The following is a 21181-nucleotide window of genomic DNA, read 5'->3' as shown; positions in this document are numbered from 1 at the left end:
TGTTGGTTATTTGCGTTTTTGTTCGTGTTTACTGCTTGCAATTTCATTTAGATACTGTCGTATTGGCTAGATATCCCTTGGCGAGTTTTTCATAGCGGTCGAGTTGGTCAGTAATCCATTCGTCGCCTTTGGCCAACTGTTCTGCCATGATTGCCGCCACCTTTGGTGCCATCTCAATCGATTTTGCGGCATCGAGGAAAAGTACCCTAAGCCGCCGTGCCAAAACATCCTCCACGGTCCGCGCCATCTCATGCTGCACGGCCCATACGACCTCCGCGGCGGTATGTTCGAAATCATTATGCAGCTTTTCCCCCAGCTGCGGGGTGCTGTCACATAGAGACCGGATGTAGGGAGCATCACTTCCGTAAACAGCCCAATGGCCCGTCGTCTCCCCGGATGTTGTGTAACCGTGTATTTTTATAGCTTCGGTTCGACAAGGGCTGAAATCGAGGCCAGCAACCATTGCGGCTTTGTCGACCGTTTCTTCTGCCATTTTCCGATACGTCGTCCACTTGCCGCCCGTGATTGTAATCAGTCCCGATGCACTCACGATGAGTTTGTGGTCGCGGGATATCTCCTTCGTTGACCCATCTGACTTAGCTGGGGCCGCAAGCGGTCGCAGTCCAGCGAATATACTTAGAATATCTTTTCGTTGAGGTGAAGGGTTGAGATAGGCAGCTGTCGTGTTGAGGATGAATTCGATTTCTGTTTCCAATGCCCGAGGCTCCAGACTATGGGTGTCTATCGGGGTGTCTGTTGTGCCAAGAAGTACATGGTTATGCCAAGGAACTCCAAAAAGTACACGGCCATCGCTGGTTTTGGGTATCATCAATGCATCATTGTCGCCCAGAAAAGAGCGGTCTACTACGATGTGGATACCCTGGCTCGGTTTTACGATAGGGCGGTGTTCGTGTATATCTAGCTGAAGGATGTTGTCTACAAACACCCCAGTGGCATTGATAACAACCTTCGCATCGATTTCCAGCTGCTTATTGGTTTCACTGTCAGTGAAGACCACTCCGCTTGTTTTGCCAGACACGTCTTTCCGAAGTGCAACGACCTTGCAGTAGTTAAGGGTGGTGGCGCCGTGAGCCGTTGCTGTCTGTGCAAGGTTAATCGCGAGCCGTGCATCGTCAAATTGTCCATCGAAATAACGTACGCCGCCTTTTAGGCCGACGGTTTTCATGGTGGGGAAGCGCTGGCTTACCTCTTTCTTTGATACAAAAGAAGATTGCCCGATACGGAATCTACCGGCTAGCCAATCGTAGAGTTTCAGCCCAATCAGGTACTTCCATTTGCTCAGATGGGAATAGCATGGAATGATAAAGGGCCGGGTATGCGCAACATGGGGTGCATTCTGGAAAATCAAGCCGCGCTCACGTAGTGCGCTGTAAACCAGTTTTATGTCGCCCATAGCTAGGTAACGCACACCGCCGTGTACCAGTTTTGTACTCCTGCTAGAAGTACCCTTAGCAAAATCATGCTGTTCGAGTAATAAGGTTTTGTATCCCCGCGATGCGGCATCGACCGCGATACCTAAGCCGGTTGCCCCGCCGCCAATAACAACGAGGTCCCAAACGAGCGGTTTGCTGACTTCAGAAAGCCCTCTTTGGCGGTCTAACGACGGGTTATGCATGGGTGGGGGATGAAGATAAATACATGTGATACGCGATGTTTGTTAATTGCAGTCACAAACCTAAATAATACTTCATAAATAACAAAGTGAAATGAAAAAATATAATTCGAAAGTAAAGTGAAATTAAATAGTCATTACTAAATATGTATCTTAGTTGCCGATATAGTCAAGAATATGAACAATGTAGAGCGCCATCAGCTTATAATAAGTAAGTTAAAGGAAAGTGGTTCGGTAAATGTTGCGGATCTATGCGAAATACTGGGCGTTTCATCCGTTACCATTCGAAAGGATTTGAAATTATTGGAGGATCGTCAACTACTGTTCCGTACGCATGGGGGCGCGACATTGATAAACCCATACGCCGCTGATCGGACAGTATTTGAGAAGGAGCGGATGCAGGCAGCCGAAAAGGCCGCTATTGCAAGGGAAGCAGCTTCGCTTATTTCGGACAACGATTCGATTATCATTGCGTCCGGCACGACAGTACAGGCGATGGCAAAAGAAATTCAACCGATAGGTAATCTGACGGTGGTAACTTCCGCGTTGAACGTTGCCGTGCAACTGATTAAACATCCTAATATCGAAATATTGCAGCTCGGTGGGACCCTCCGGAAAAGTTCCACTTCGGTAGCGGGCCTTTACGCAGAGCGTATCTTGGACGATTTCCTCTGCAGCAAGGTTTTTCTTGGGGTCGACGGGATAGATATTGAATTTGGACTGACAACGACGAATGTGCAGGAGGCCCACCTTAACCGTAAAATGATGGAAGTATCCCAAAAAGTGATTGTGCTGGCCGATTCAACCAAATTCGGTAAGCGTGGATTCGGTCGGATTTGCGGGGTTGACGAGGTAGACCGGATCATTACCGACAGCGGTATACCACCTCATACCGTGAAGGCGTTGGAGAGTAGGGGGGTTAAAGTTACTGTGGTATAGCGTACAGCCTGCCAATTCGGTAACGTAGTGTGAACTGCTGCTGGTTGTCCACCGCGCCCGGGGTAAAATGGAAACTCAGCGTAAACTGGCTTTCCAAACCCTTATATTGGAGTGGTTTCCAGCCGATGTCCAGCCGGTTATAGCGGTTGGACGTGTAAAACCGATCACCGTATACAATGGGTAGGCTTTCTCCCGAATAGAAGCTATTGGCGACGAAGAACTTTCGGTACTCCGCATACAGGTCGGCAATGAATCCTTTAGGTATATGCCAATTGTAAACCCCGCGTAGCCTGTCAAAAACCACGATCCCACCGCCGCTTATATCCAGTGAGTCAAGGAATGATAGGTGTGTGAGGTCGGCACCGAGCTTCACCATTGCCACACCGTTGTCACGTATCGGTCTGCTGTCAACGCCGGCAGCGGACTTGCTCCCCGCATTGTGCCATAAGGTAATTTGGTGCGATACATGCGCTATCCCGATGTTGGCCCGGCCAGAGGCACCTACTAGGAACTGTTCCCTTTCGGTTTCCGTTTGCCTGCTGGTCCAGTCGATCCACAATTGCTGGCGAAACGCTTTTCGGGTATAGCGCCACAGCAGGCCTTCGACGTTTGGGCGGTAATATTGGAGAGTATCGTTGAGGATTGCGCGGTGGTAACCGGTTAGCAAACCCGAACGTGGGAACATGCCGATAAAGAAGTCGTGTCCTTGACGCTTATAGTTGTAGTAGACGGTGGGTGAAACATTTCCATCGCTGGTGCTTCGCGAGCCGAATTCATGCAGGTAGTTGATGCCGGTATGTAAAAAATGGCTGCTATCCAGCGAAAAATAGATTTCGGGAGCAATACGGATGCCGAGTATGGACTGGGAATACCTATCCGAGTGTGCATATTCCCGGTTGTCCGCAAAGCCGTGGAAGTCTACATTCCACCCGATGTCCTGGGCATGCGCTGCCGTAAAAGCGAGCAGCACGGCAAACAGGACAGGTATACGGCGTGAGGCAGCAATCATAGTAAAAGCGAGCTGCCGCGGCTTAAACCTCCAATAATAAGCGAGCAGGGTCTTCCAGTAGCTGTTTTACCCGCACAAGGAAGCTCACGGACTCACGGCCATCGATGATACGGTGGTCGTATGAGAGCGCAACGTACATCATGGGGCGGATAACTACCTGTCCGTTTTCGGCCACCGGGCGTTCAACGATGTTGTGCATGCCCAGAATGGCTGATTGTGGCGCATTGATGATTGGCGTAGACATCAGTGACCCGAAAACACCACCATTGGTAATGGTGAAGGTACCACCCGTCATCTCCTCGATGGTCAGTTTGTTCTCCCTGGCTTTTGATGCCAGTTCGGCCACTGCTTTTTCGATTTCATGGAGAGACAATGACTCTGTGTTACGGATTACCGGCACAACAAGTCCTTTCGGAGCAGACACGGCAATGGATATATCTACGAAATCGTGGTATACGATTTCGTCCTCCACTATCTTTGCATTTACTGAGGGCCACTCTTTCAATGCTGTGCACACCGCTTTGGCGAAGAACGACATAAATCCTAAACCGATGCCGAATTTCTCCTTGAACGTTTCTTTGTATTTGGCACGGAGATCCATAATGGGCTTCATGTTCACCTCGTTGAAGGTGGTGAGCATGGCCGTTTCATTCTTTACGGTTACCAATCGTCGGGCAATCGTTCTCCTGAGCGACGACATTTTCTCGTGCCGTTCGTTGCGTGGGCCACTAATGGCACCTGTGCTCGGTGGCGGTGCCGCAGCTGCTGTAGGCTTGGTTTCAGCGGCAGGCTTCGTTTGCGGGGCCGAAGCTTGTTCAGCGTCTTCTTTGGTGATCCGGCCGTCTTTGCCAGTGCCTTTCACAGCAGCCGGATCAATCCCTTTTTCACGCAGGATTTTAGCCGCCGCCGGAGAGGCAATACCGGTGGCATAGCTGATTGAGCTACTGTTGTCGGTCGGTGGTGCAGGTTTACTGTCGGCTTGGGGTGTAGCTGCGTTTTCAGGCTCATCGGCTTTGGTATCGCTGCCCGATGCGGGAGCTTCGCCTTCCTCAATAGTCGCAACCACGGCCCCGATTTCGAGGGTATCGCCTTCCTGGGCTACCGTCCGCAGAATCCCCGCCTTCTCAGCAGGCAGCTCGAAAGTTGCCTTGTCCGATTCCAGTTCGGCGATTGTCTCGTCCATCTCCACATAGTCACCATCCTGTTTGATCCATTGCGATAGGGTGACCTCCGAAATGGATTCACCTACGGTCGGTACTTTGATTTCTAAGCTCATAAACAACTGTTTTATTTCCTGGTTAATCTACTTTGGCAGCGGTTTTCACGCTGTTTTTTACCTTTTCTTTCACTTCCGCACCTGCCTTGTCTTCAAATGCACGGCCCACGACGGCAAGTTGCTGGGCTATGTGCTGTTTCGCATATCCGGTGGCGGTGCTGCTACTTTCTTTCCGCGATATAACGTCCAATGTGATATTACGGTTCCTGAATTTCCGGCAAATGTAAGGCCATGCACCCATATTTTCCGGTTCTTCCTGCACCCAGAAGAACTCCGTGGCATTTTTGTATTTATACCGTATTGCTCGGAGTTTGTCCATTGGGGTGGGGTACAGCTGCTCTACGCGCACGATGGCCACATCTTTGCGTTCGTCTGCTTGCTGTTTTTCGAGTAGGTCATAGTAAATTTTGCCCGAGCAGAAGAGAACCCGCTTCACGTCGGCAGTCTTTACGTAACTATCGTCGATAACCTCCTGGAATTGCGACTTGCCGATAAACTCACTGATATTGCTGACGACTTTCGGGTGGCGCAGTAAGCTTTTCGGTGTGAAGACAATCAGCGGTTTGCGATATGCCCGCTTGAGTTGCCGGCGCAATACATGGAAGAAGTTGGCCGGTGTGGTGCAGTTTGCAATTTGCATGTTGTTTTCAGCGCACAGTTCAAGAAAACGCTCAATGCGCGCTGATGAGTGTTCGGGTCCTTGGCCTTCAAGCCCATGGGGGAGAAGCATAACCAGTCCGTTGGAACGCCGCCACTTGGTTTCGGCACTCGAGATGTACTGATCCACGATAATCTGCGCGCCGTTGTAAAAGTCGCCGAATTGGGCTTCCCAGATCGTTAGTGATTGGGGATTGGCAAGTGCGTAGCCGTATTCAAATCCCAATACTCCGTATTCGGATAAGTGGGAATTATAGATGTTGAACCGATTGCCGCCGTTGATTTGTTGCAATGGAATATACTCTTCCTCCGAGTCTTCCAGTGTAAGGACGGCGTGACGGTGGGAAAATGTACCACGTTCCACATCCTGCCCGCTTATCCGCACGCGTGAGCCCTCGTTGAGTAGCGTCGCATAGGCCATAAGTTCGCCCATGGCCCAATCGAATGTTTTGGATTCGACCATCTTGAGGCGCTCATCGAAGAGGCGTGAGATCTTCCGGAAAAACTTCTTGTCTTTGGGAAGGGTGTTTATTTCTTCTGCGAGCGATAGAAATACCTTTTCGGTGACACTGGTTTTAACGGGTACGAAAATATCCTCATATTTCGCCTTCCGTAGTCCTTTCCAGGCCCCCGAATACATCGGGTTGTCTTGGGTAAGATTTTCTTCTTCTTTCGAGTCGTCTAGTCGGTCCTGGAGCAATTTACGGAAATCCTTTTCCATCTCCTTGGCCAAGCTGGCGTCGACGCTGCCCTGCTCAAGCAGCTTTTTATTATAAATCTCCCTCGGATTCGGATGTTTTTCAATCGCCTTATACAGCAGGGGTTGGGTGAATTTAGGCTCATCCGCCTCGTTGTGCCCGTACCTGCGGTAGCAGAGTAAGTCTATGAATACGTCTGTGTGGTATTTCTGGCGGTATTCCACGGCAAGGTTGATGGCATATACAAGCGCCTCGACGTCGTCACCGTTTACGTGGAAGACCGGCGACAGCGTCACCTTGGCAATATCTGTACAGTAGGTCGAGGAACGGCCGTCCTTGAAGTTGGTGGTGAACCCTACCTGGTTGTTCACCACGATGTGGATGGTGCCCCCGGTGCGGAAACCTTCCAGTTTAGACATCTGGATGACCTCGTACACGATACCTTGTGCGGCGATGGCAGCGTCGCCATGGATGAGTATCGGGGCGATCTTGGTGGCATCGCCATCGTACTTCATATCAATCTTCGATCGCACCAATCCTTCGACCACGGGATCTACGGTTTCCAGGTGTGAAGGGTTAGGCACCAGGCTGAGGTGCACGCTGGCATCGTTGTCTGTGACGATGTCTGTAGAATAGCCGAGGTGGTATTTCACATCGCCTCCGAAATCCTGTTCTGCGTCCTCTACGTATGTCTTGCCCTCGAATTCGGAGAAGATGCTCTCATACGATTTACCCAAGATATTGGTCAGCACGTTGAGCCGGCCGCGGTGCGCCATGCCAATCACGAACTCTTGGATGCCTAGATCGGCACCTTTTTCGATAATCGAGTCGAGCGCCGGTATCAAGCTTTCAGCCCCTTCGAGCGAGAAGCGCTTTTGGCCGAGGAATTTCGTGCCCAGGAAGTTTTCAAATACTACCGCTTCGTTGAGCTTCTGCAAGATCCGCTTTTTCTTTTCGATTGGGAAGTTGGGCGTATTCCGTTCACCTTCCATCCGCTCTTGCAGCCATTTTATCTTTTCGGGGCTGCGGATATATTTGAATTCTGCCCCCACAGAGCGGCAGTAAGTATCTTCGATCAGTTGCCTGATATCGCGTAGTGTAGCGGGACCTAACCCTACCTCCACACCGGCATTGAATACCGTGTCCATGTCGGCCTCGCTCAGCCCGAAGGTTTCCAATTCCTTGCCGGGATAGTATTTCCGGCGTTGGCGTACCGGATTGGTCTCGGTAAACAGATGGCCGCGGTCTCGATAACCGTTGATCATGTTCAAGACGTTGATTTCTTTCAACACATGGTCGGGGGTCGCCGGTGCGCCGGCGGCTGCCCCATTTTGTCCGAAATCAAAACCTTCAAAGAATTTCTGCCAACCGAAGTCAATCGAATCGGGATCCTCCTTATAGGCTTCGTATAACGAGTCGATGTAGGCCGAATCTGCGTTACTTAGGTAAGAAAGCTTGTCCATTTAGTTGTTTATGCAATACTGCGTCAAAGTTATAATTATTAAATCGTTTGCCATAGCAATATACTACAATTTTACAGCCAATTTTTGGCTGTAATGCGATTTTAGCGATTTCGTGCCCGCCTTTGTCTGAATAAGTACATCATGTTTAACCATCAGGCATCAGCGCCTCTTTAGGGTAAAACCGTGCACTCAATTTTTTGATGTCAACAGGCTTGTTGTCTTTCACGCTGCTTCCTACGCCTGCGGCGTGACCCCAGCTTCCGTAGTTGCTGGCCGGCGCGTAGTCCAGCAGCTTTTCTTCAAACCATGCTGCGCCCTTAAGCCAATTGACTTTCAGGTGGTGTATCAGGTAGGAAGCTACAATCACGCGCTGGTGATGGGTAATGTGCCCTGTTTCGTTGAGCTCCTTCATGCTGCTATCTACTATTGAGCAACCCGTTTTACCCGTTTTCCACTGGTCAAATGCTTTTTGGTCGTCGGCAATCGTTTCGGGTGGGATCCCGGTCATACCGCCCAACTGGAAAAATTGGTTGCCGTGTTTTTTGAACATAAAGCGATAATAATCACGCCATAGCAATTTGAGTATGATCTGCTCACTGCGCTTTTTGTCGATTACGCTTTTCTCGGCCTCTTTTACCGCGTGGTAGAACGTATTGGGCGATAACGCACCGATGGCAATATACGGCGAGAGGCATGAGTAGTCTGATGAGTCATGGTCGCCATATAAAAAGGCATCCATGCGTTTGAGTGCCGCACGCTCACCGCCTTCGAATCGGAGATTAGCTGCATATTCGGTGGCTGTTTTGCTGAAACCCAGTTCGGAAAGGTGGGGTAGGTTGCCAGCTTCCATCCCTTCCGGTATGCGGACTGTATCGGGGCGGCCCAATTCGGGGCGGATGGAACTCTCCCGTTCGGTTTTTTTCCTGAATGTGGCAAATGCATCCGGAATATCCTTGATAGGGAAAGGCAGATCTTCCTTATGGTACAATGTGTGGCCGATGAAATGGCGTAGGTTGATCTGCATTTTCCACAACGCCGCCTCCACGAGCCCCGATATCCGGGTTTCTTCAAAGGCCACCTCACGGTGGTGGTAAACCTCGTCCACACCGTATTTTTCGGTAATTTGGGGGAGGATTATTTCGGGGTAACCCTGGGCAATGATCAGATCGCCACCAAGTTCCTTTAAGTCCTGACGCAAAGCAGCAACACTTTCACGTAGGAATGCCGCCCGGAGCACCCCGGTTTTCTTGGTGCCAAGGTCGGTATCTGTAAAATATCTTGGATCGAAACAGTAAACAGGGACAATCGTTTGGCTGCGTTCAACGGCACGAAGCAGTATCTCATTATCATGGATACGCAGGTCATTCCTGAACCAAACCAAAATTGTCTTCTTTTCCATACTTAAGCGGGGATTAAATGTCACAAATATAACCTTTATTATTTATGGGAATGCCGTTTGGGCCCTATGGTGCGAATATTTACAATAAAAACACAAACCGTTTACCGTAAGTTTGCACAAAAATATCTGTACGTAGGAAACATATTTTGTTTTCAATTGTAATAGCTAATACTAATAATTTACCGAGCCGCCTCAATAAGCGTGGTAGTAGCATTTGTATATGAGAGTCCAAATTACCGGCCTGAATAATTACTTAGCAAGGAACGTAGCTGTGTGCTTGTCTGACGAGGGGCATGAGGTGGCCTGTTTGATACGGAACAAGAAGTTCTTTTATAAGCATGTGCCCGAGAAATACGGTATAAAAGTACAGGAAGGAGATTTATTTAGAGGGGCGCTCCCCATTGGCTTTGACAAGGATACCCAGGTCGCCTTTTATTTCAATCAATCACCTGTAGACGAGATTGGTATCCGTATGGAGATGGATCTCATCGCGCTACAACGGTTTGTTAGGGCGCTCAAATTCACTGATTGCCAACACCTTATTTATGTCACCAAATTGGCCGATGACAATGTAGGTGCCATAAGAGAGTATCTGGGTCGTAGCCGTTTGGATTATACGGTGGTAAGAATCAGCAATATTATCGGGAAGGGGTCTGTACTGATGAATATCCTGTCAAGTTTGGCAAAATCGAAACTGGTGGTCCTGCCGAAGGAATTTGCAGTAAGCCGGTGCCAACCCATCCACTTGCTCGATGTTTGTGCTTACCTGAATAAGATGCTATGCGACCCTGGTACTTATGGGAAGGTTTTCGACGTGGGGGGGCCAGAGGTGATGACATATAAAGACGCTTTTGAGCGGTATATGGATATTGCTAAGCTAAAGAAGAAAGTGCTTGCGCTGCCCGGGTTGGGTAGGCCTGTTTCAGCCCTTTTAGGCCGCTATATCTACAAATTTGAGCATGATGTGGCAGCCGCCTTTAACGCCTATATGCGGAAAGACCTGGTAGCCGTGAATAACGGTCTGAATACGCTATATCCAGCTGTCAGTCTTTCGTCCTACCAGGCATCGGTTAGGGAAGCATTGGGCACGAGCCGCCCTGCGCCCACTACCTAGCTTCCAGTGTGGTTTCACCGTCTTTACCGGGCGATCCGGAGTATACCATGCCCTGCGAAAGGTTGCCCAGCGGGCGCCCAGCAGTCCCTTGGTTAATCATGCTATAGATATTGCGTAGGTCGCTTTGAGGATTCACGCGGTATCCGCCGGCGCGCGTGTCGATCTGTAGGTAATGAACCGCTTTCCTGTTGTCCGTCTGGGGCGTAATGCCCCCCTTGTCATAGGTGAACATCACATCCCCACCATCGCCATTGGGGAACGTCCGCGATCCATTATTTTTCGCATCCTGGCCTCCGGCGAGAACGAAGAGTGCCCCCAACTTTTCGAACCGCATGTCGATACCGAAGTCGGTACCGTTGTTTTTACCATCGGTTCCGAAAATATACCCGCGTTTTTCGATCAAAGCGTGGTCCACCCGAAGTTGGACGTCCTTTTTCCCGAAAAACACCAATTGGCTTTTATCTTTCATCACCAAGGTATCGATATGGACTACCAGCGACGAATCGCGGCTGTTAAAAACTTCCTTCTTGTTCCGCCCGATTTCGAGTTTAGCGATATGTATGGTATCGGCGTCTTGAGCAACTGCGGTGCCGGCTACAAAGACGGCGAGCCATGTGAGGATTGTTTTCATGATATGGGTACCTCCTTTTCCGTGAATATCACTAAAAGGGTTAGACCATCGGTACACGGTAAAGTTTAATCTATAATCTGTAACTTCGCCGAACGATTGTCGATAGCCCATGATACGTATTTTACTTAGTACAGTTTGTGTTTTTGGAGTGGTGCGCTTTGGTGTGTGCGCGGGTGCGCAACAAGATACCACGCACCACCTGGGTGAGGTAACGGTGAGTGCCTATTTTGCCGAACAACCGCTGTTGCGCCTTACAAGCTCGGCCGGTGTTGTCAGTAAAGCTGCATTGGCAAACCAAAGCGGGGTGTCTTTGGTTCCCGCCATCAATGCGGTGCCGGGGGTGCGCATGGAGGAGCGTTCGCCTGGCAGCTACCGGCTGTCGTTGCGGGGTAGTTTGTTGCGCTCGCCCTTTGGCGTGCGCAACGTGAAGGTATATCTCGATGAAATACCGCTGACGGATGCGGGAGGCAACACTTACCTGAATCTGCTTGATGCCGGAAGTGTGAGCGGTATCGAAATACTGAAAGGACCGGATGGCAGCCTCTTCGGTGCCAATTCGGGTGGTGTGGTTAGGTTGAGGCCATACGGAAGCACAGCCGCCGACTCGACCAATACCGCTGCACTGCGGCTGAATGGAGGTACCTATGGACTATTCCACGAGCAGTTGGCAGCGATAGTGCACCCCTCTGAAAAGTACCGGTTTAGCGTTAACCAGGCCTATCAGCGTTCAGACGGTTACAGGCAGCATTCTGCTATGGAGCGGACTACATTCCAGACCGTACAGCGATGGAATTACCATGCCGATAATGAATTACGGTTGGTAGCATTGTATTCTGATTTGTATTACCTTACACCCGGAGGGCTTACCGCAGCGCAGTTTGCCGAAGACCCACGGTTGGCCCGGCCGGCTACGGCTGCCGTTCCGGGGGCGGTAGACCAGAAAGCCAGCATCAGTAATAAGACACTGGTGGGCGGGTTGGTGCACGAGGCGAAAATCACCCCTGGACTACGGCATGTGGCTACCGTATTCGGTATGCATACCGATTTCCGGAATCCGTTTATCACCAACTATGAGGTGCGCGACGAAAATAATGTGGGGTTCCGGACGTACGTTGACTACACAAGTGGAGGTGACGGTACCGTGGAATGGCATGTAAACGGGGGGGTAGAGTGGCAGGTCGGCCAGAATGACATTTCCAATTACGACAATAACGGCGGTGTGCGGGGTAATGAACAGGCAATCGACTTGCTCCGCAGCCGCCAGCATTTTTATTTTGCACGGGCCCGTGCCGATATCCATAGGCGGCTTGCTGTGGAAGCATCCGTGAGTTTGAACTATTACGGTTATGCATTCAAGTCTGTTTTTCCGGAGCCGGAACAGACATATACAGAAAACCGGTTTGATGCCGAGTGGATGCCCCGGGTGGCACTGTCGTACCTTTTTACGCCTGCGTTGGCGTGGCGCGCTTCCGTTTCGCGGGGTTATTCGCCGCCGACGATTGCCGAGGTGCGCCCGTCCGATAATATAATCAATACAGCACTTGCGGCCGAAACCGGATGGAACTACGAAATGGGGGTCCGGTGGCAAAGCTCCGACCGCAGGTTCTGGATGGACGCCTCGATATTCTACTACCGTATGAGCGATGCCATTATCCGTCAATTGCGGGACGGCGGCGCGGAATATTTCAACAATGCAGGAGGGGTGGAGCAGCGGGGTGCGGAGCTTTCTGTAGCAGCTTGGTTGGTTGAGCCACGCCAAACCGGGTGGGTACGTGGAATCCAAGCCGGGTCGAACATCACCTGGAGTAACTTCCGTTTTAGTGACTACCGTACCGGTGACGACGATTTTACGGGCAACAAACTGACCGGCGTGCCCGGCAGTACGGTAGTGAGCGACCTTTTGGTTCGGTTCCCCGTTGACATAGCTGCATACCTCATGCATAATTACACATCCGGGATTCCGCTGAACGATGCCAATACCACATTCGCTGATAAATACCACCTGCTACAAGCCAAACTAACTTGGGAGAAGTTAATAAGGAAAAAGCTGGCTATCCAGCTTTTTGTGGGAGGCGACAACCTGTTAAACCAACAGTATAGTCTTGGCAACGATATCAATGCGTTTGGGGGGCGTTTCTTCAATGCTGCTGCACCACGGAATTTTTACGGTGGTATCGCATTTCGGTATTGAGCCATGTCGTGATTGATGTATGGCAGGAGCGCATCGTATTACTACAATAGGCTGACACCATATAGTAATGGCCTTTAGTATAGTCAGGCACCTTGGAAGGGGCGGCCCGTTGCCTTCATTTATAAAAAGACCGCTGGAACATGGCAAACTCCCTCTTGCGGAACAAAACGCGGGCGAAAAACGCATGGATGAACCCCAAGCCATACCCCAGCAATTGCACGTAGCTCGCTACAACAGCTAGGAGACCGATCAAAACGTTGCGGTTCCGTATGGCTGCATCCACCAAGATGAAGACCGCATGCGCAAGCAACAAGATCAAAAAGTAAGGGGATAAAAACAGCGACAGCGCTAAAATGAAAACAACTCCCAGGGTGAATACCGCAGGGGCTAAATGCACTAGTTTCAGTGAATGGGGGTGCCGTTTATACAGGTTGATGCGTGCAATGCCCGAATTATACACCTGCTTGAAAAACCGCCGTAGACTGGTGCGCCGCCGATGGTAAACATACGCGCCTTTAATGAGACGTGTCGTGAACCCGGCCGCGATGATCCGGATACTCATGTCGATGTCTTCTCCGAAACGCATCGCCGAGAAGCCACCCGTTCGCTCAAATACTTCCCTTGAGTACCCCATATTGAAGCTTCGTGGATGGAATTTATCCAGCTTTTCACTTCCGCCGCGGATGCCGCCCGTGGTAAAGAAGGAGGTCATCGAATAGTTGATGGCCCGTTGCAGCAACGTGAAATCGGCCCGCGCTTGGTCAGGTCCGCCGAACGCATCGGCGTAATCCGATGTGAGGGACTGCCGAAGGGTTTCGATATACCGTTCCGGCAAAACACAGTCCGAATCGAGGAAAACCAGATAGTCGCCTGTGGCCACCTCACTTCCTGCATTCCGCGCCGGGCCTGGGCCAGCATTCTCTGTAAATAGGTAGTTGATATCCAATTTGGACCGGAACGCCGTTACCACCACTTCGCAGGTATGGGTGGATCCATCTTCTACAATGACCACTTCGAAAGCGGAATCGGTCTGGCGGCTGAGGCTATCCAGCAGGTCTTTTACTTCGTTGGGCCGGTTGAATACGGGTATGATCACGGATAGGAACATGGATGTCTTCTTTCCGTAAACAAGACGGTAGGCACCGCGGATATGCTAGCCGTTTTATCGCTTTTTAGACCGAAATCATTGAAATTGAAAATATGGGTTATTTTTATTAGCGTTTTGTAAAGAACACTCGTCTTTACTAATGGAGGCCAGAAACTTTAGAAATATACGATTAGGACACCTGCTTTACGTGGACGAGAAAGACGACGATTTTTTAGCTGATATATTCGAGGGTAGGGTACACCTAACGGCGGAGATGGAGGAAGGGCTCTATAGCCGGTACTGGGGTAAGTTGATGGCGGTGGCCCGTCGCTATGTGCCCGCCAGGGAGACCGCGCGGGAGGTGGTGAACGATAGCTTTGTAAAAGCGTTCCGTAAGTTATCCACGTTAAAAGGGAACGGTGACGACAAAAAGGCCGTATTGGAGGCGTGGCTGGTCCGCATCACCGTCAACACGGCCATCGATCGCCTGCGGGCCCAACGTACGTTGCCCGATACGCTGGCTATAGATGGGTTGGAAAACCATCCCGCGGTAGAAATGGACGACACCTTGGATGTAGAAGATATCCTGCGGCTGTTGCAGGGACTACCTGAGCTGCACCGCATTGTTTTTAATCTCTATGAGTTGGAGGGTTACTCGCACGATGAAATCGGACAGCTGATGGGGATTCCCGCCAGTTCCAGCCGCGTTTATTTAGCAAAGGCAAAGCAGGAGCTACGGGCATTATACATCAAATATTTTGGAGGGCGTCACGATGGATAAGCGACCGAGGAAAGAATTGATCGACGGCCTGCGGGATTCTCTCCGGAATTTCGAGGAGCAATACGACCGTTCCGAGTGGGAGCACTTCCAGCAGCATCGGAACGGGAAGCGCCGTAAACCTATTCCGTTATTCGTGAAATTAGCCGGGATCGCCGCTACGCTCGTTGTGGTAGTGTATGCTTCGGTCCGGGTACTACCGTTGCTAGATCGCGCAGATGATGTCGGTGAGCAAATCCCCAGCGAAGTTCCACGTCCGCATCCGCGACCCGACCAGGGCAAGGGGCAGGCTGATTCGCTGACCGTGGATTCGTTGGTAAAACCGACTGAGGAACAAACACGCGAATCCACAAACCGTCCGAGGGCCCGAACGGACAACGCTATTATTCAAACGCGCAATAGTATGGTTAGCGATCTGATACCGAGGGAAGCGCTTGGTGACACCGAAGCACATGAGCACAGAAGCGCCATTGCTCGTATTGAAACGAACGCGCCGATTGTCCGTTCACCGGCAAACCAGCGACCTGCAAGAGCTGGAATAGTGAAGCGAAGTACACAGCGGTCGCCGCAGCGGTTCCGCAACTCTTTGCACATCGATCTGCCTAAGATTGGCGGCTGGTCGTGGAACTGGCCTACTTTAAGTGGAATTGACGTAGGAGCCCATATAACGCCGCTATTAACGAATAAGGGGTTTTCGCTAGGCGGTGGTATTTCCACCCGGCTGCCGCTGTCCGACCAGTTAAGTGCCGAAATAGGGGTGAGCTACCTGAATGTAAGGGTTGGGAAGGATAAAGAAGCGGATCCGGCCGATACGGTTAGTTTGCAGGTCGTCGGGGTGCAGCATGCGGTAGGGATGGTGGCCATACCCGTGTCGTTGAATTATGCTATTTCCGAAAACTTCACCGCCTCGTTGGGGCTTGCACCGTTCCGCGTGGTGCGCGACCAGCGCACGGATGTCCTTCAGCGTAACCGGTGGGTAGGCAATGGAGATGGAACCGGGCGCTTGGAAGGGGAGCGGACCCTGATGAAGCAGGCCGACTCGGTGTATATGGGTAATACGTACGTAGGATTCATCCGGCTTTCCGGCCAGTATACCCCGCCGATTCTACCGCGCCGTAACCTGGTGCTGGCGCCCTTTGTGGCCGTTCCCGTAGGCAGATTGCGGAACGACGACTACCGTTGGTGGCATGGTGGGGTGTCTATTCGGTTTTACTTGCGATGAGTGCTTAGCCTGAACTTGCATTGACGAAATGGTATTTTAGAAGTTTACTATTGCTTAATCTATCGCCGCCAAAAATGCGTTAAGTTCCCCATCGGTAATATCTTCTTTTTCACTCTTATCGTAAATTGTCAGTAGGTGAACCGTTGATTTCACAACCCGTACACATGTTATTACCCTTGAACCGCCAGATTTGCCTTTACCTTTACTTTTGATGGCCATACGAATTTTATAACACGCTTTTCCTAGGGGCGTGCCTTGCTCCGGTTCATCTTTCAATGATTGTATTAAAGCGGCTAGGTCGGACTTTAGCGATGGATATTTTTTTGCCAATTTTTTAAAGTCCCGCTCAAAAACGGGAATCGTTTTGACGCTATAGCTCATTCAGAAACTCTTCTGCATCGCGCGCCTCCAATTCACCCGCGGTTACTTGGTTCATTTCTGTGACCGCTTGCTGTAGGCTATTGAATACTTCTGTTTTATGTGCGGAAAGTTGTTCTGCCTTTACAAACTTGAAGTTTTTGAGCACCTCAAGGAAGAAAGGTGCCTTGTCATCTTTAACGTCTAATATCAGCTTCATGGCTTCCGTTCTTATTTTCAAAATCCAATTTATCGAGGCAAAGTAAATATAATTTCTCCTATAATCTAATATAGTAAGGAAATGTACTTAAACCTATATCCCATGCAAAGATAACGAATTATGGGATGATTACAGTAAAACTGTTCTTTTGGTTAAGATCGGCCCCGATTTAGCAGCATGGGATTTGGATTAAACATCCTTATTTTCTGGGTAACTCCTGCACTTCCGCTGCATACATGGTATGCAACGTCTCGTCCATACCACGGCTGGTTGGCACTGTGCATGGTATTGAGGTAGAAACCTGCTATTTACTCCCTGGTAAAAGAAAACTCCCCTCCGTTTTGTTTAAGAATAAGTAAGCCTTTTACCGGATCGAATTCGATGACCACGCCGGCCTGGTCAAACTTGAATTTGTCTTTAGCGGTGGCCTCCAAGGGGAACGAAGGCTGTCCGGTTACTTGTGCCAACAATGTATTCCCTTCGTTGGTGATGGTCATCTTTAGGGGCAATTGCGTGGAAGCATATACGCCCAGGTACTGCTGCACCTCGCCTTCCCGCAGCTGGTAGTTGCTGAACACAGGGATGTCATAGGGTTTATGGAAGACAGCGCTCAATACGGCGACAGCGATATCATTGGTGTTCATTGCAGTACCATTGGATGTAAGGGCAAATGAAACGCGTTCCTCTGGAAAATACCGCCAGGTGGAATGGAATCCATCAATGCCGCCCGAATGGCCAAAGGCTTGCTTTTCGTGAAACGGCATCTGGAACAAGCCCATGCCGTAACTGTCTTTGATGGTTTTCATCGGCCCTACGCTTTCCGCTGGTATGATGTTACCGGTGAGCAGCGCTTCACCAAACCGGATGATATCCGTCGGTGTAGATATGACGGCTCCGGCACCGAGCGGTATCGACATGTCGGTTTCGGGTTCGGCTGCCCATCCATCTAACGCCCTGTATGACCGCGCTTCATTGTTTGCTGGTTCTATTGCAGTGCCTACGAATGTGTTTGTCAAGCCTAGGGGCTGGGCAATATATTCGTCCAATAGCGATGCATAGGGCTTTGCAAAGACTTTCTCTAAGAGATAAGTTAACAACACGTAGTTCGAATTGCTGTAGCTGGCTTTTGTATCCGGCTCGAAGTCGCTACCACCGGCAGCAATGATCGCCACCAGTTCCTCTTCTGATTTCGGTTGCGTATGCCATTCGAGGTAATCAGGGCGGCTGGTAAAATTGGCTATGCCGCTGCGGTGGTTAAGCAACTGGTTAACCGTTATTTCCGCGGCATTTTCTATCGTTGGGAAATAATTATCAATTGTTTGGTCCAGACGCAGTTTGTTTTCCGCCACCGCTTTCATGATCAACGTAGCTGTAAATGGTTTGCTGATCGAACCTATCCGGTATTTGGTGTTGTCATCCGCTGCTTTCGGATTACCTGCTTCAAGGAATCCCACCGATCTGGTGTAAATCAGTTCACCATTTTTCGATACGGCTACGCTGCCCATAAACCGATCGTTCTTCGCTAAGGTATCGAAATAGGCGTCCAGTTTGTTCGTGTCGAAATCCTGGCCAAAGGCAGTCATTGCGACGAGTAGAAGCAATGATGTTATGGTGGTTAGTCTTCTCATATGAATGAGACGATTTTCAATCAGTTTTGTTACTGACTCACCGCTTAGGTGGCGCTCCGCGAATTAATTGCCATCACTTAAGAACGTTTGGCTGGTATAGGACCCATTTTTGGATGTAAATATGATAATGAATACGCCGGATATTTGTGTATTTTCGAGGTATTAATCAATATACCAACTAAAATGAACTACCAGACGTTCCAACCGCACGCAGATTTATCGGCATTTATCCAATGTTATTGGACGTTGGAAGTGCCAGCAGCATACGGGGCAGAAAAACAACGAATCATTCCCGACGGCTGTATCGAAATGGCCTTTATTCTTGGAGACGACATTAAACGGTTTACAGCCGGAGATGACTTTCTACTACAACCCCGCGCAATGGTTCTGGGGCAGACAATTGAACCCTTTTACATTCAGCCAACGGGCTATGTGAACACGTTTGCCGTTCGTTTTTATCCCTACGGATTTGCGAACTTTGTGAACGTACCCATTAAAAACCTTGCCAATAAAGAAACACCGATCGCTCAGCTTTTTGGAGAAGTAATTGCCGTCGAGTTGGAGCGAAAAATCATCGCGGCCAAGGATACCAAACAACGGATTGAGCGAATCGAAGCTTTCTTCCTGGATAAACTCAACGAAAAATCCACGATAGATCATATCGTAACAACGACGATAGACACCTTACTAGCGACCAACGGCAGCTCTTCAATCCGATCGATACTTAAAGGCGATCTATCAAAACGACGGCAGCTCGAACGACAGTTTGTGAAACAAATAGGGATCAGCCCGAAACAGTTAGGCAAGGTTATTCGACTGCAAACGGCATTAAAGCTGTTGCTCAATAAAAAGGAGGGAACGCTAACACAGATTGCCTACAAAAGCGAATATTACGACCAAAACCATTTCATCAAGGATTTTAGGGAGTTTACCGGAACCACACCGAAGGAATTCCTAACGGACGACCAGCTGGCTTTGTCTTCTCTTTTTTATGCGAAGGGTTAACATGTCGCGTTTTTACTATTTCGGGCGCTGAACGCCTACTAATTTTACGGTGCAAAAACTCTAATAGTAAAGCATATGAATCATTTAATCTCAATCGTAGAAATTCCGACAGCCGACTTCACGAGGGCGGTAGCGTTTTATCAATCCATTTTAGACGTAACCATTGAAGAAGTCGATATGGGCGGCACCCGGATGGGGGTTTTGCCAAGCGATGGCGAAACGGCAAACGTGGTCTTGGTTAACGGTAATGACTACAAACCAACTGCAGACGGCGTAGTTATTTATTTCAATGCGGGCAACGACTTGCAGCCCATGCTGGACAAAGTGGTGGAACATGGGGGGCAGCTGATTTTACCTAAAACTGAAATTAGCACTGAAATGGGGTGTTTTGCGCTTTTTGTTGACACAGAGGGGAATAAACTGGGTTTGTATTCCACTGAATAATAAGCACCTCAAGGAAGAAGGGTGCCTCGTCATCTTTAATGTCTAATATCGGCTTCATGGCTTCCGTTCTTTTTAACAAAAGTTCTTTTGGTTAAGATCGCCCCGATTTAGCGGCATGGGATTTGGATTAAACATCCCTATTTTTTGGGTAATTCCTGCTTGGGGTTGTAAACCGCATCCAGCCGTTTGGCATTCTCTTCTACGGTGAGTTCAAAACCGGCGGCTTTCCGTAGTTCGTTTACCCGTTCGGGATCGGCTATGGGCCAAATATAGGACTGTATGCCAGCATATATTCAGCGTTGAGGTAAAGGTAGGTGAAAACTTCGCGTATTCTCATCGAGGAATATTTGCTAATGAATTTATCATTTTGTATATTTGTGATATACATAAGGATAACCGATGAATTATGACAAACATCTACTCGCCTCACGACAGTTTTTTCCGATCGGTACTGGCTGACAGCCAGATGGCGGTGGACTATTTCAAATCAGCGTTGCCCGACCACCTCATTAAGTTGCTGGATCTCACCACACTTAAGCGGGTGCCGGATAGCTATGTGTCTGCCGAGTTGGAAAAGACAATGTCGGACGTGGTTTATACTTGCCTTCGCCGCGATGGAAAAGGCAGCGTGGCGATATGCTTGTTAGTAGAGCATAAAAGCACACCTGATAAATATACACCTGTGCAAGTGGGTGGTTACCTTTTTTCTGGATACCAGCAGCAGATCAAACAGCGGTACAGGGAGCTTTCGCCGATTATACCCGTCTTGTTTTATCACGGCAAGCAGAAATGGGAATATTGGACATTGGAGAGGCTGTTCAATGAGTTAGGCGGCGGGCTCCTTGGATTTATTCCGAATTTTGAGTATATTTACCACAACTTAAGGGATACTCCTGAAGCGGCTATCAACGCAATAGGTAATCAGTTTTTGGTATCTGCTTTGCTTACCCTCAAGTACGCGTTTGACAAGCGCAAGTTAAAGGAAAGGTTTCGAGATATACTTTCTGCGGGCTTGGTGGAGGGAAGTGATGATCAGCATACCTCACTTTTGATTTACAGCCTAGGCAGGGTTGACTTCACCGAAGAGCAGATAAAAGAATTTGTAAATGGATTACCGTTAACGATTAAAAATAAAGTCATGAGCACGTATGATTTATTAATTCGAAAGGGGCTTAGGCAGGGAATTGAACAAGGAATTGAACAAGGAATTGAGCAGGGTAAAGCTACCGTAGTGGCAAATTTAATCCAACAGTTGGGTCTGGATGATAGCGCAGCAGCAGGGGTTGCGGAAGTATCCGTTGACTTCGTGCGCAAGGTCCGTGCTGATTTGAATAAGAAAATGAAGTAGCGGTAATTCGTGTTATCGTACGAATGGCCAAGCTAGCTAAAGTGGTTTGTCCCCCTAACCCCATCAATTACTCGTCCCGTAA

At 49.5% G+C, this 21181-nt stretch carries 18 protein-coding genes; 8 read left to right on the top strand and 10 right to left on the bottom strand.

Going from position 1 to position 21181, the window contains the following annotated elements:
• Positions 1 to 43 precede the first annotated feature (43 nt).
• Positions 44 to 1636, bottom strand: coding sequence for a glycerol-3-phosphate dehydrogenase/oxidase (locus tag NGM62_RS02305; RefSeq protein ID WP_262245576.1), 1593 nt, complete (start codon positions 1634 to 1636; stop codon positions 44 to 46).
• A 174-nt stretch (positions 1637 to 1810) separates the two neighbouring features.
• On the opposite strand from NGM62_RS02305, the gene NGM62_RS02300 reads away from it, so the two are divergent.
• Positions 1811 to 2572, top strand: coding sequence for a DeoR/GlpR family DNA-binding transcription regulator (locus tag NGM62_RS02300; RefSeq protein WP_262245575.1), 762 nt, complete (start codon positions 1811 to 1813; stop codon positions 2570 to 2572).
• Here NGM62_RS02300 and NGM62_RS02295 read toward each other — a convergent pair.
• The 4 genes from NGM62_RS02295 to NGM62_RS02280 form a co-directional block, all read right to left on the bottom strand.
• Positions 2559 to 3581: a hypothetical protein gene (locus tag NGM62_RS02295; RefSeq protein WP_262245574.1), complete on the bottom strand. Its 1023-nt coding sequence runs from the start codon at positions 3579 to 3581 to the stop codon at positions 2559 to 2561. The two genes, NGM62_RS02300 and NGM62_RS02295, sit on opposite strands and share 14 nt — an antisense overlap.
• Before the next feature lie 22 nt (positions 3582 to 3603).
• Positions 3604 to 4857 (bottom strand): 2-oxoglutarate dehydrogenase complex dihydrolipoyllysine-residue succinyltransferase, encoded by a 1254-nt coding sequence (odhB, locus tag NGM62_RS02290; protein ID WP_262245573.1) that lies wholly within the window; start codon positions 4855 to 4857, stop codon positions 3604 to 3606.
• 22 nt (positions 4858 to 4879) lie between these two features.
• On the bottom strand, positions 4880 to 7675 hold the full coding sequence (locus NGM62_RS02285; RefSeq protein ID WP_262245572.1) for a 2-oxoglutarate dehydrogenase E1 component: 2796 nt from the start codon (positions 7673 to 7675) through the stop codon (positions 4880 to 4882).
• A gap of 145 nt (positions 7676 to 7820) precedes the next feature.
• Positions 7821 to 9074 carry a DASH family cryptochrome gene (locus NGM62_RS02280; protein WP_262245571.1) on the bottom strand — a complete coding sequence of 418 codons (1254 nt, stop codon included), beginning with the start codon at positions 9072 to 9074 and terminating at the stop codon, positions 7821 to 7823.
• Positions 9075 to 9294: 220 nt separating this feature from the next.
• On the opposite strand from NGM62_RS02280, the gene NGM62_RS02275 reads away from it, so the two are divergent.
• Entirely contained in the window at positions 9295 to 10188 is an 894-nt protein-coding gene (locus NGM62_RS02275; RefSeq protein WP_262245570.1) for a hypothetical protein, read from the top strand.
• On the opposite strand, the gene NGM62_RS02270 is transcribed toward NGM62_RS02275, so the two are convergent.
• Positions 10181 to 10819 carry a hypothetical protein gene (locus tag NGM62_RS02270; RefSeq protein WP_262245569.1) on the bottom strand — a complete coding sequence of 213 codons (639 nt, stop codon included), beginning with the start codon at positions 10817 to 10819 and terminating at the stop codon, positions 10181 to 10183. The genes NGM62_RS02275 and NGM62_RS02270 overlap by 8 nt on opposite strands.
• A gap of 109 nt (positions 10820 to 10928) precedes the next feature.
• Here NGM62_RS02270 and NGM62_RS02265 point away from each other — a divergent pair, with 109 nt between their 5' ends.
• Entirely contained in the window at positions 10929 to 13010 is a 2082-nt protein-coding gene (locus NGM62_RS02265) for a TonB-dependent receptor (protein WP_262245568.1), read from the top strand.
• A gap of 115 nt (positions 13011 to 13125) precedes the next feature.
• Here NGM62_RS02265 and NGM62_RS02260 read toward each other — a convergent pair whose 3' ends face one another.
• Complete coding sequence (locus NGM62_RS02260; RefSeq protein WP_262245567.1) at positions 13126 to 14118, bottom strand: glycosyltransferase; 993 nt, start codon at positions 14116 to 14118, stop codon at positions 13126 to 13128.
• Between the two features lie 139 nt (positions 14119 to 14257).
• On the opposite strand from NGM62_RS02260, the gene NGM62_RS02255 reads away from it, so the two are divergent.
• Both NGM62_RS02255 and NGM62_RS02250 read left to right on the top strand, forming a co-directional pair.
• On the top strand, positions 14258 to 14878 hold the full coding sequence (locus tag NGM62_RS02255) for an RNA polymerase sigma factor (protein WP_262245566.1): 621 nt from the start codon (positions 14258 to 14260) through the stop codon (positions 14876 to 14878).
• The gene (locus NGM62_RS02250) at positions 14871 to 16097 is read left to right on the top strand and encodes a hypothetical protein (RefSeq protein WP_262245565.1); all 1227 of its coding nucleotides are present in this window, start codon (positions 14871 to 14873) and stop codon (positions 16095 to 16097) included. The genes NGM62_RS02255 and NGM62_RS02250 overlap by 8 nt, the downstream gene beginning before the upstream one ends.
• Before the next feature lie 54 nt (positions 16098 to 16151).
• On the opposite strand, the gene NGM62_RS02245 is transcribed toward NGM62_RS02250, so the two are convergent.
• The 3 genes from NGM62_RS02245 to NGM62_RS02235 form a co-directional block, all read right to left on the bottom strand.
• Positions 16152 to 16478 (bottom strand): type II toxin-antitoxin system RelE/ParE family toxin, encoded by a 327-nt coding sequence (locus NGM62_RS02245; RefSeq protein WP_262245564.1) that lies wholly within the window; start codon positions 16476 to 16478, stop codon positions 16152 to 16154.
• Positions 16468 to 16674, bottom strand: coding sequence for a hypothetical protein (locus tag NGM62_RS02240; protein ID WP_262245563.1), 207 nt, complete (start codon positions 16672 to 16674; stop codon positions 16468 to 16470). Before NGM62_RS02240 ends, NGM62_RS02245 begins: the two co-directional genes overlap by 11 nt.
• 308 nt (positions 16675 to 16982) lie before the next feature.
• Positions 16983 to 18302: a serine hydrolase domain-containing protein gene (locus tag NGM62_RS02235; RefSeq protein ID WP_262245562.1), complete on the bottom strand. Its 1320-nt coding sequence runs from the start codon at positions 18300 to 18302 to the stop codon at positions 16983 to 16985.
• Positions 18303 to 18485: 183 nt separating this feature from the next.
• Between NGM62_RS02235 and NGM62_RS02230 the strand changes: the two genes are divergently transcribed.
• The 3 genes from NGM62_RS02230 (at position 18486) to NGM62_RS02220 (ending at position 21099) form a co-directional block, all read left to right on the top strand.
• Positions 18486 to 19307, top strand: coding sequence for an AraC family transcriptional regulator (locus NGM62_RS02230; protein WP_262245561.1), 822 nt, complete (start codon positions 18486 to 18488; stop codon positions 19305 to 19307).
• 75 nt (positions 19308 to 19382) lie between these two features.
• The gene (locus NGM62_RS02225) at positions 19383 to 19751 is read left to right on the top strand and encodes a VOC family protein (protein ID WP_262245560.1); all 369 of its coding nucleotides are present in this window, start codon (positions 19383 to 19385) and stop codon (positions 19749 to 19751) included.
• A gap of 406 nt (positions 19752 to 20157) precedes the next feature.
• Positions 20158 to 21099 carry an Rpn family recombination-promoting nuclease/putative transposase gene (locus NGM62_RS02220; RefSeq protein WP_262245559.1) on the top strand — a complete coding sequence of 314 codons (942 nt, stop codon included), beginning with the start codon at positions 20158 to 20160 and terminating at the stop codon, positions 21097 to 21099.
• Positions 21100 to 21181 lie beyond the last annotated feature (82 nt).

The sequence above is a fragment of the Parapedobacter soli genome, assembly GCF_025460835.1.
Taxonomy (GTDB): Bacteria; Bacteroidota; Bacteroidia; order Sphingobacteriales; family Sphingobacteriaceae; genus Parapedobacter; species Parapedobacter soli.
This window is presented reverse-complemented; position numbering and strand designations above follow the sequence as displayed.